At 71.2% G+C, this 10257-nt stretch carries 15 protein-coding genes; 14 read left to right on the top strand and 1 reads right to left on the bottom strand.

Annotated elements, in window-relative coordinates; genetic code table 11:
- The 4 genes from ACTVZP_RS21890 to ACTVZP_RS21875 all read left to right on the top strand — a co-directional run.
- A partial coding sequence (locus tag ACTVZP_RS21890; protein WP_443214255.1) for a terminase large subunit occupies positions 1-991 on the top strand: 991 nt, incomplete at its 5' end.
- A 147-nt stretch (positions 992-1138) separates the two neighbouring features.
- Complete coding sequence (locus tag ACTVZP_RS21885) at positions 1139-1603, top strand: GFA family protein (protein WP_443214254.1); 465 nt, start codon at positions 1139-1141, stop codon at positions 1601-1603.
- A gap of 171 nt (positions 1604-1774) precedes the next feature.
- The gene (locus ACTVZP_RS21880) at positions 1775-3010 is read left to right on the top strand and encodes a phage portal protein (protein WP_443214256.1); all 1236 of its coding nucleotides are present in this window, start codon (positions 1775-1777) and stop codon (positions 3008-3010) included.
- On the top strand, positions 3007-3993 hold the full coding sequence (locus ACTVZP_RS21875; protein ID WP_443214253.1) for a S49 family peptidase: 987 nt from the start codon (positions 3007-3009) through the stop codon (positions 3991-3993). The genes ACTVZP_RS21880 and ACTVZP_RS21875 overlap by 4 nt, the downstream gene beginning before the upstream one ends.
- Positions 3994-4012: 19 nt before the next feature.
- On the opposite strand, the gene ACTVZP_RS21870 is transcribed toward ACTVZP_RS21875, so the two are convergent.
- Positions 4013-4666, bottom strand: coding sequence for a hypothetical protein (locus tag ACTVZP_RS21870; protein WP_443214252.1), 654 nt, complete (start codon positions 4664-4666; stop codon positions 4013-4015).
- Positions 4667-4898: 232 nt separating this feature from the next.
- On the opposite strand from ACTVZP_RS21870, the gene ACTVZP_RS21865 reads away from it, so the two are divergent.
- The 10 genes from ACTVZP_RS21865 to ACTVZP_RS21820 all read left to right on the top strand — a co-directional run bounded on the left by ACTVZP_RS21865 (position 4899) and on the right by ACTVZP_RS21820 (position 10192).
- On the top strand, positions 4899-6233 hold the full coding sequence (locus tag ACTVZP_RS21865; RefSeq protein WP_443214251.1) for a phage major capsid protein: 1335 nt from the start codon (positions 4899-4901) through the stop codon (positions 6231-6233).
- Between the two features lie 56 nt (positions 6234-6289).
- Entirely contained in the window at positions 6290-6577 is a 288-nt protein-coding gene (locus ACTVZP_RS21860; protein ID WP_443214250.1) for a hypothetical protein, read from the top strand.
- 4 nt (positions 6578-6581) lie between these two features.
- Positions 6582-7088, top strand: a complete 507-nt coding sequence (locus ACTVZP_RS21855; RefSeq protein WP_443214249.1) for a hypothetical protein — start codon at positions 6582-6584, stop codon at positions 7086-7088.
- A 37-nt stretch (positions 7089-7125) separates the two neighbouring features.
- Entirely contained in the window at positions 7126-7452 is a 327-nt protein-coding gene (locus ACTVZP_RS21850) for a head-tail adaptor protein (RefSeq protein ID WP_443214248.1), read from the top strand.
- Positions 7449-7919, top strand: a complete 471-nt coding sequence (locus ACTVZP_RS21845; RefSeq protein WP_443214247.1) for an HK97-gp10 family putative phage morphogenesis protein — start codon at positions 7449-7451, stop codon at positions 7917-7919. The genes ACTVZP_RS21850 and ACTVZP_RS21845 overlap by 4 nt, the downstream gene beginning before the upstream one ends.
- A 4-nt stretch (positions 7920-7923) precedes the next feature.
- Positions 7924-8304, top strand: a complete 381-nt coding sequence (locus ACTVZP_RS21840; protein ID WP_443214246.1) for a DUF3168 domain-containing protein — start codon at positions 7924-7926, stop codon at positions 8302-8304.
- Between the two features lie 9 nt (positions 8305-8313).
- Positions 8314-8754, top strand: coding sequence for a phage tail protein (locus ACTVZP_RS21835; RefSeq protein WP_101341717.1), 441 nt, complete (start codon positions 8314-8316; stop codon positions 8752-8754).
- Complete coding sequence (locus ACTVZP_RS21830; RefSeq protein WP_443214245.1) at positions 8751-9131, top strand: hypothetical protein; 381 nt, start codon at positions 8751-8753, stop codon at positions 9129-9131. The genes ACTVZP_RS21835 and ACTVZP_RS21830 overlap by 4 nt, the downstream gene beginning before the upstream one ends.
- Positions 9132-9214: 83 nt before the next feature.
- Positions 9215-9451, top strand: coding sequence for a hypothetical protein (locus ACTVZP_RS21825; RefSeq protein ID WP_443214244.1), 237 nt, complete (start codon positions 9215-9217; stop codon positions 9449-9451).
- A gap of 123 nt (positions 9452-9574) precedes the next feature.
- Positions 9575-10192, top strand: coding sequence for a hypothetical protein (locus ACTVZP_RS21820; RefSeq protein ID WP_443214243.1), 618 nt, complete (start codon positions 9575-9577; stop codon positions 10190-10192).
- Positions 10193-10257: the final 65 nt, after the last annotated feature.

The following is a 10257-nucleotide window of genomic DNA, read 5'->3' as shown; positions in this document are numbered from 1 at the left end:
GGCCCAGCCGATCGACTGGGCGATCACCACGGCCGGAGCCGACCGCGCGAGCCTCTGCGGCGAGATGCGCGACTATGCCGAGGAGGTGGTGCGGGGCACCGTCACCGACGACAGCTTCTTCGCCTATGTGGCCGAGCCCCCGCCCGACTGCGACGTGGGCGACCCGCGGTTCTGGAAGATGGCGAACCCGAACCTCGGCGTGGCCTTCTCCGAGGAGCGGTTCGGCGAGATGTACCGCGAGGCGACGGTGATCTCGGGCAAGATGCCGAACTTCCGCCGGCTGCACATGAACCTCTGGACGGAAGGCGCCCAGACCTGGATCGCCCGTGACGTCTGGGACCAGGGCGCCGAGCCCTTCGATCCGCGGTCGCTCTACGGCCTGCCGGCCTGGGTCGGGCTGGACTTGTCGAAGACCACCGACCTCACCGCGATCTCGGTCGCCGTGCCGAAGGACGGGCAGATCTATCTGCTGGCCTATTCCTTCCTCCCCGAGGGTCCGAAGGGCTTCATCGCGCGGGCGCAGAAGGAGAAGCGCGAGTACGTCGCCTGGCGCGATGCGGGCTGGCTCGAGGTCCATTCCGGCGGCGTGATCGACGAGGATCAGGTGATCGAGCGGCTCGAGACGATCCGGGCGCGGTTCGACCTGCGCGAGCTCGCCTACGACCGCTGGGGCATGAAATACATGGCGAAGGAGCTCCTGAAACGGCGCTTCCCGCTGGTCGAGCACGGGCAGGGCTACGGCTCGATGTCCTCGCCGATGAAGCGGTTCGAGGAGGCGGTGGCGAAGGGCCGGATCCGCCACGCGGGCAATCCGGTGCTGGCCTGGGCGGTGGGGAACGTGCACCGCGACGAGGATGCGGCCGAGAACATCAAGCCGAACAAGGCCCGCTCGAAGGGCCGGATCGACCCGGCGGTGGCCGCAATCATGGCCCTCGGCCGCGCCGAAGCCGCCGAAGGCCGCCGCCGCGCCCGCGAGGTGGAGACGGCATGAGCGGAGGCCTCTCCGCTCGCGCTTCGTGGACGGCAGCCCTCGGGACGGGCAGAACGGCCACGACTTCTGGCGACATCTCCGGGAATCACTCTTACCGGGATCGGTGTTGCGGACATTGCTGCCGTTGATTGCCTATGTGAGCATGCCTTGAACAAGGTATCGAGGAACAAACGGTTGAACCCTCCCTATCATGGCGGCTGCGAATGTGGCGCAATCCGATATACGGTCAGCGCCGCCCCGATAGTTATTTATGCGTGTCACTGCACGATCTGCCAGACCCAGTCGGGAAGCGCCTTTGGTATGGCGATGCGGATTTCTGCCGAGAGTTTCTCGCTGACGAAGGGTACACTCAAAACCTTCAGGCGCGTGGCGGACAGTGGGCAGGTCTTCACCAATTCGTTCTGTCCGTATTGTGGGACACGTATCCATCATCGGGCAGACCGAACCCCCGGCCAGATCAGTCTTAAGCCCGGAACATTGGACAATTCATCCTGGCTGCGACCCAGTCATCACGTCTTCCTGCGAAGTGCCCAGACGTGGGTTGTCATACCTGACGATGCGCTGAGGTTCGAGACCGTTCCTGAAAACAGGGCTTGGCTTCGCGGGGAATGACTGGGTGACCGCCTGCAATGAGGCGCGGAGCGGACAGTGCGTTTCGAGCCGCTGCGGCGGTCACCAACATCACGAAAGACACGAAAGACAAAGATCAGGCGCTCCGCAAGGGATGGCCGTCTGGAAGGAAGGACCGGCATGAGCAGATGGCCGCGATTTGGCGCTTCGCGAATGGCGGGCGCCTCCGTCCGCGCTGAGCCGCCGATGACGGCGCCGCAGGCCTCGGCCGAGGCAAGCGGGACGGCCGCGCCGAAGCCCTGGCTGCAGGAGGTGGGCTGGAACTCGGGCGGCGCGAGCCGCATCCGCACCCTGCCCCGCGTCTCGGCCGAGATCGCGCAGCGCCATGCCACGGTCTATGCCTGCTGCGCCGTGATCGCGGGCGATCTCGCCAAGGTGCCGCTGAAGCTCTTCCAGCGCACCGGCGACGGCCGCGAGGTTCGGGTGCGGGACCATGCCGCGGCCTATCTTCTGAACGTGGAGGCCGCGCCGGGCGTGGCGGCCTCGGTCGTCCGGTTTGCCCTGGGCTATGCCTTCACCCTTCGCGGCAATGCCTTCGCCTGGGCGCCGCGCGACGGGGCGGGCGAGCTCGAGCTGATCGACCTCGTGCGCCAGTCCGGCTGCAGCGTGCTCCGCGCCGGCCGGGACCGGTTCTACGACTTCGAGGACGGCGCGGGCCTCCGGCGCCGCGCGCCCGCCCGCGCCATGATCCACCTGCGCTACATGGCCGAGGACGGCTGGACCGGCCGCAGCCCGCTCGAGGTCGCGGCCGAGAGCGTGGGCCTCGCGCTTGCAGGCCAGGAGTCGGCGGCCCGCGCGGCCTCGGGCGTCACCGCCCGCGCGGTGATCCGGCTCCGCGACGATTACGAGGACGACGAGGCCCGCGTCAGGAGCGCCCGCCGGGTGGCCGCGGCCCTCCGCGCGCCGGAAGTCGAGGGCTTCCCGATCCTCGGCGAGGGCGAGGATGTGAAGACGCTCGACATGAAGGCGGCCGATCAGGAGCTCCTCGGCAGCCGCAAGTTCGACCGCGAGCAGATCGCGGCGATCTACCGGGTGCCGCCGGCGAAGCTCCAGATGATGGAGTACGGGGTGAAGGCCAATGGCGAGCAGCAGGCCATCGATTACCTGACCGACTGCCTCCTGCACTGGGCGAAGCAGGTCGAGGACCAGCTCGCGCTCGGCGTCCTCACCGAGGCCGAGCGCCGCGCCGGCCTCTTCTTCCGCCACGACTTCGGAGCCCTTCTGCGGCCCACGACGCGCGAGCGTTACGAGGCGCTCGCCAAGGCGGTAGGCGGCCCGATCCTGACACCGAACGAGGCCCGACGCATCGACGGCTACGACCCGATCGAGGGCGGCGACCGGCTGAACCCGGCGCCGAACATGACCCGCAGCGAGGAGACAGACCCATGACCCGCACCCTGGCGAGCCTCTTCGGCCCGCTACAGCCCATGGCCCTCGCCGAGGATCTGGCCGCGCCCCTTCTCGCGCTGGCGATCCCCGAAAGCACGACGGATCCTGCCATGGCTGACATCGCCCTCTCGGCGGCGCCCGAGGCCAGCGCCGTCGCGCCCGGGATGGCGGCCGGCCCGGCCGTCCCCGATCGCTTCACCGTTGCGCGCGGTCTCGCGGTGGTGCCGGTGCGCGGGATCCTCACGCCGAACATGGCGCAGTACGAGCGCTGGTTCGGCTGGGCCACCTACCACGGGCTCGCCGAGACCCTCGCCCACCTCGCCGCCAGCGAGGATGCCGCCGCCATCGTGCTCGAGATCGACAGCCCCGGCGGCCTCGTCACCGGGATCGAGGCCGCGGCCGAGGCCATCGCCGCCGCGGCGGCCGTGAAGCCGGTCCATGCCCTCGTCTCGCCGCTCGCCGCCTCGGCCGCTTATTGGCTCGCCTCCCAGGCCACCGAGATCGTGATGACGCCCGGCGCCGTCGCGGGCTCCATCGGCGTGGCCTTGACCGTCGCGGGCTCCATCGGCGTGGCCTTGACCGCCGCGGCCCATGTCCAACCGGGGGCAAACGGCGCGCAGATCTTCGAGATGAGCTCCCGCCACGCCCGCGCCAAACGCCCCGACGCCTCGACCGAAGCCGGCCGCGCCGAGCTCCAGCGCAGCCTCGACGAGGCCGAGGCCGCCTTCCACGCCGCCGTCTCCACCGGCCGCGCCATCCCCGCGGCCGAGCTCGCCGCGCGCCTCAGCGTCACCGACGATCCGCAGGACGGCGGCGCCACCTTCCGCGCCCCCGAGGCCATCCGCCGTGGCCTCGCCGACCGCACCGAGACCCGCGCCGCCTTCTACGCCCGCCTTACCGCGCGCACGGCGCCGAAGTCCCGCAGCCTGAGCCGCGCCTTCGCCGCCCGCGCCGCAGCGGCAAAGGCGGTCGCGCGGAGCTGACCGGCAGGTCTTCGGCGTCTTACGGGCCGCAGCGCCAGAGCCCCTCAGCGACCATCTCGGCGCCGCCTTCGGGCTGAACGGTGAGCGTCGCCGGATAGGCAGGAGACTCGCCTCCCTCGGTCGCCTCTCCGGTCACCGCCACCTCTGCCGAAGCGGCGTCGCCTTTGAACGCGGCGCCCTTGGTGATGGCATCAAACCCGCCTTCGGCGCTCAGCTTCACCGGCTTGCCCGAGAGCTTGATGGCCGCCTCCGCCGGCTGGTCCGAGGCCACGTTCCCCGCGGCGAAGAGGAGCGTCCGGGCCTCCGCCTCGAAGCTGCAGAAGAGCTCTCCCGTCAGGGCCGCGCTGTCGGTATCTTCGGCGGTCAGAGGCTCGGGCCCCGGGTTCGTGACCTTGATCGCAAGTTCGCCGCCGATCTCGACCGAACGGCTTTCCTTGTTCAGGACGCAGATCATGCTCGCAGGAGCATCGTTCGCCGTCCGCCCGCTGACGATGGCCAGCCCATAGCTCTCGCTGCCGAACGGATCCACGACCGCCGACGCCTCGGACAGCGTATCGCCGGCCGCGGCAAGACAGGCGCTCTTCACCTCGGCGGCGAACTTGGTCCAGGCATCATCGCTCGACGCGAAGGCGGGACCTGCAAGAAGGATGGAGGCAGCGAGAGGCTTCAGCATTCCGGTGTTCCTTGTGTAGCAACCACGGCCCAACGAAAGCCCGCGGCGGGCGGTTTCCGGCGGCCTGGTACCCAGCTCCGGGCCGCGACGGTCGGCACCAGACCCTGAAAAACCAGGCTGCACTCCTGGGCCGCCCGGGCGCGGCCGGCCTCCGCCCCTCCCCTTCACCCATCCCCCGCCCGTGGCGGGGCCGTTCGGCTGCGCGGATGCAGCCCTGCCAAGAGAGGATCCCATGGCACGACAGAACCTCGACGACCTGCGCCGCGCCCGTAAGGCCGCGGCCGACACGATGGCCGCGGTGGCCGCCCGCATCGGCACGCTCGAGGCGGCCGAGACGCCCGACGCGGCTGCGCTCGAGGCCGAGACCGCGGCCTTCGCCGCAGCCGAGGCCGCCTTCGCCAGGGCCGATGCCGCCGTGACGCGCGCGGCGACCGTCGAGGCCGCGCAGGCCGCAGCGGCTCAGGGCGATGGCGCGGGCGCCGGGAGCGGCACGGGTGCCGTCGGCGCCGAGACCGTGCCGGCCGTGGCGTCCGATCCGGCGCATCGCGGGGTGGCTGCGGGCTTCATGGTCCAGGCCCTCGCCCGCACGAAGGGCGACCGCGACAAGGCGGTCCGGCTCCTCGAGGCCGAGGGCCATGGCGCGATCTCGGCCGCGCTCTCGGGCGCGAGCGAAGGCGCGGGCGGCGTCACCATCCCCCGGCCCCAGGCCGCCGAGCTGATCGAGATGCTGCGCGCCCGCGTCGTCGTGCGCGCCTCGGGCGCCCGCACGTTGCCCATGCCCGCGGGCGAGATGCGGCACGCGAAGCAGGTGGGCTCGGCGGTGGCCGCCTATGCCGCCGAGAATGCCGCCATCGCGCCGAGCCAGCCCAGCTTCGACAGGATCGACCAGAGCTTCAAGAAGCTCGTGGGCATGGTCCCTATCGGCAACTCGCTCCTGCGCCATTCCGGCGTGGCGATGGCGCAGCTCGTGCGCGACGATCTCCTGAAGGTGATGGCGCTGCGCGAGGATCTGGCGTTCCTCCGCGGCGACGGCAGCGCCGACACGCCGAAGGGGCTGCGGCACTGGATGCTGCCCGCGAACTGGTCTGCCGCACCGGTCGCCGCCACGCCGGCGGCGGCCGAGGCGGCGATCCGGCGCGCGGTCTCGCTGGTCGAGGATGCCGACGTGGGCATGGTCTCGCCGGGCTGGATCATGCGGGCCTCGACGAAGAACTGGCTCGCGAGCCTGAAGGATGCGAACGGCAACCCGCTCTTTCCGTCCATCGGCGCCTCGGCCCAGCTCATGGGCTTCCCGATCCGCACGAGCTCGCAGATCCCGGACAACCTCGGCGCAGGCGGCGACGAGACCGAGATCTACTTCGGCGACTTCGACGAGGCGATGATCGGCGACAGCATGGCGCTGGTGGTGGGCTCCTCGACCGACGCCTCCTTCGTCGACGGCAGCGGCGCGACGGTCTCGGCCTTCCAGAACGATCTCACGCTGATGCGGGCGATCTCCGAGCACGACTTCGCCCCCGCGCATGACGAAGCCTTCGCCGGCTTCAACGCCTCCGGCTGGACGCTCTGACGCTGCGGCCGGCCCGGGCGCGGGCCGGCCCATCCCCCTTTCTCCCGGAGAGATCCATGAAGACCATCGTCACCTTCATCCGCCCCTGGAACCGCTACAACCGCGGCGAGACCGCGGGCTTTGCGCCCGAGACCGCCGCGGGCCTGATCGGCGTCCATGCCGCGCCGTACCGACCCGCGGAAGGAGCGCCCGCCGCGATTCCGGCCGCTGCCCCTGCAGCGCCGGAACCCGCCCCTACCCCGAGCTTCGAGACCGCCATGGCCGCGCTCGAGACCCCGGCCGAGACCGCGCCGAAGGCCCCCGCAGCCGGTGCCGACCTGCCGGTGCAGGGCCGGCGGAAGTGAGCCCATGCGCGTGATCGAGCCCCCGGCGCTCGCGGTGTCGGTCGAGGCCTTCAAGCGGGCGGTCCATCTCGACGGGCCGGACGACGATCTCCTGATCGCCGAGCTCCTCGCCGCCGCCACCGAAGTGGTCGAGACCGCCGCCCGCCGCGCCCTCATGCCCCGGCTCCTGGCCTTCGAGACCCCGGCCGGGCGCTGGTCGCGCTGGTATCTGCCCATCGCCCCGGTGATCGAGCTCGTGGAGATCTCCGATCCCGCCGCCCGGCTCGTGCGCGGCTTCACCGAGCCCGCGCTCGAGCGCCCCGCGGCCGAGGGCGCGGTCAGCCTCACCGCGCTCTGCGGCCACGAGGATCCGGCCCGCATCCCGCGCGGCCTCTGCCAGGCGGTGATCCTGCTCGCCAAGGAATGGCATGACGCCGGGATCGGGCCGGCAGAGAGTGCGCCGCCCCTCTCCTTCGGCATCCAGCGGCTGATCCGTCAGGCGCGCTACGCCTGGCCGATGGTGTCGGAATGAGAGCCTCCGCCTTTGCCGCCCCCTCCCCGGAGGCCGCATGAGTGCCCCGCGCTTCGACCGCCGGATCCAGATCCAGCGCGCCACGCTCGCCGACGACGGCTTCGCCTCGGTCGAGGTCTGGGCCGATCATGGCCCGCCGCTCTGGGCTGCAAAGGCAGACCTGAGCGACGGCGAGCGCTGGAGCGCCGGCGAGGTGGCGGCCAGCGTCACCACCCGCTTCACGCTCCACCGCACCGCCTTCGCGAGGGGCCTCACACCGAAGGACCGGCTCCTCTGCGAGGGCCGCAGCTTCGAGATCTCCGGCATCAGGGAAAGCGGCCGCCGCTTTCTCGAACTGACCTGTTCCGCGAGGACCGACCGATGAGCGTCACCGTCTCCGTCACAGGCCTCCGCGAGATCGAGGCGCAGCTTGCAAAGCTGTCGAAGGCCGCGGGCAAGGCGGCCCTGCGGCGGGCGCTCAAGACGGCGGCCCAACCCATGGCCGATCTGGCTGAGAGCAAGGCCCCGGTCGGCGACACCCGCACGCTGGCGCCCTCGATCACGGTCGGGACGCGCCTCAGCAGGCGGCAGGCGCAGCGGCATCGCCGCATGTTCCGCGACGACCGGGCCAGCGTCGAGATGTTCGTGGGCGCGGGGCCGCTGCCGAGCGCGCATAACCAGGAGTTCGGCAACATCCACATGGCGGCCCAGCCCTTCCTCCGCCCGGCCTGGGATCAGGATCGCGCAGCCCTCCTCGAGCGCCTCGGCGCCGATCTCCGGGAGCAGGTCTCGAAGGCCATCACCCGCGCCGAGAAGCGCGCCGCCCGGGCCGCGGCCAGGGCGCGGGGCTGACGCCATGGAGGAAGACCTCCGCGCCCTCCTCCTCGGCGCGCCGGCGGTGGCGGCCCTCGTCGGCCGCCGCATCAACTTCGGCCGCCATCCGCAGGGCGAGCCGCTGCCGGCGCTGGTGCTCACCACCGTCAGCGACCGCGAGGGGCTGACGCTCAGCGGGCCGGACGGGCTGCAGCGGGCCCGCGTCCAGATCGACTGCTACGCCGGGAGCTACGGCGCAGCCAAAGAGCTTTCCCGCGCCGTGCGCGCCGTGCTCCACGGCCACAGCGGCGGCGGGTTCCGGGGTGTCTTCCTCGACGGCGCGCGCGATCTGCGCGAGCCGGGCGACGGCACGGGGCGGCCCTTCCGGGTCTCGCTCGACTTCCACACCATCTACTCAGCATAGGAGGGCCGGATGGCCTCGAAACAGATCATCGCCTACGGGGCCGAGGTGGAGCGCTCCACCGATGGCGCCACCTGGAGCGCGATCCCGGAAGCCAAAGGCATCGCCGTGCCTGCCGTCGAGCAGGATTATCAGGACGTGACCTCGCTCGACAGCGAGGGCGGCTATCGCGAATACATCAAGGGGCTGAAGGACATCGGCCAGATCACCATCCCGATGGGCTACACCTCGGCGGGCTACGCCGCGATGATCGCCGATCAGGAGGCCGCGCATCCGATCCATTACCGCGTGACGATGAAGCCCGCCCCGGACCAGAGCACCGGCGACGTGTTCGAGTTCCGCGGCTTCCCGGTGCCGCAGCTCGAGGCCGGCGATCTCGGCGCCCCGGTCGGCATCAACCTCAACATCCGCGGGACCGGCGCCCCGACCTGGACGCGGGGGACCGAGGCATGAACGGGATGCGCGGGGCGGTTCCTTTCGAGGCGGAGGGGCGCGCGCGCTTCCTCCGGCTCACCACCAACGCCCAGGTCCGCTATCAGGAGCGGGCCGGGGAAACGCTCGTCGATGCCATCGTGGCGATGCAGGGCGAGGCGTCGCAGGGCGACATGCTGCGGCTCCGGCGCCTGATCTGGGCCGGCATGGGTCACGAGGGTCTGAGCGAGGATGCGGCGGGCGACCTGATCGACGAGATCGGGCTGGCCGAGGCCTCGCGGCTTCTGGGCGATGCGATCCGCGCCGCCTTCCCCGAGGCAGCCAGGGCCGAGGCCGAGGACGCCGGGGGAAACGCCCCGGCGCCGGCCAAGCCCAGGGCAAAGCCGGCCGCGGCCTGATCGAGGACCTCCTCGCCCGGTGGATCGCTGCCGGGCAGGACACCGAGCTGTTCTGGCGGCTCACCCCGCGCGAGGTGCTGGGGGTGCTCGAGGGCGACTACAAGCGGCGCAGGCGCGAGATCGAGGACAGGCGCGTGCTCCAGCACGAGCTTGCGACCCTCCTGGCCTTCGCCTTCCACCAGCCGGGCAGGATCCCGGACTACAGGCCGCCGGCGGAGGTGGACGCGCCGCCACTGCCGAAGGCGCAAGGCGGCTGGGATGCCGACCACGAGCGGGTGCGCGGGCTGCTCATCGGCATGGCGCTCAGAGGGCGCGGGTGACCGCCAGACCGGGCCCCACCATCGCAACATGAACAGGCCGCCTTCGGGCGGCCTTATGTATGAGGACGCGTCCCATGTCGGCAGTCATCGGCGCACTCCGGGTCAACCACGGACGCGCAGATCATGACGATGGCCGAACGTGCCGGCATCGACACCGAGGGCCGGAGCATCGGTCAGATCATGCGCGCCATCGAGACCTTCTCGGATGCGGACGGTATCGAGAACATCCGCCGACTGCCGGGCTCGATCGACACCTACCTTTGGGACCTGTTCCAGCGCCGCAGGGTGCCGGTCGATGCCGCGGACTATCTCAGGCTCTACCCCGACCTGCAGACGGATGACGCCTTCGCCGGCGACGCGGCCGGACACTATGCCGCCTACGGGCGTGACGAGATCCTGCAGGGCCTGCGGGCCTTCCGGCCGGCTGCCTTCGACTGGTCGGCACTCGGGCTCACCATCCCCGGATATGCCACGGGCGGCGTCCATGCCGGCGGGCTCCGCCTCGTCGGCGAGCAGGGCCCCGAGCTCGAGGTGACCGGCCCGTCCCGGATCTACAGCGCCAGCCAGACGCGAGACCTGCTCGACACCCGCGAGATGGTCGCCGAGATGCGCGCGATGCGCGAGGAGCTGGCCCGGATGCGCGCCGAGAACACGCAGCTCGCGCTGCGGATCGAGCAGAACACCTACACCTCCGCCAGCATCGCGCGGCGTGAGGAGCGGCGGACCCTCTCGGAGGCCTGATCAGGATGAAGATGATTGCGCCCATTCCCGTGACCGATGCGGTGATGGCCTCCTCCAACGTGCCC

The sequence above is a fragment of the Rhodobacter sp. NSM genome, assembly GCF_052244495.1.
Classification (GTDB): domain Bacteria; phylum Pseudomonadota; class Alphaproteobacteria; order Rhodobacterales; family Rhodobacteraceae; genus Cereibacter_A.
This window is presented reverse-complemented; position numbering and strand designations above follow the sequence as displayed.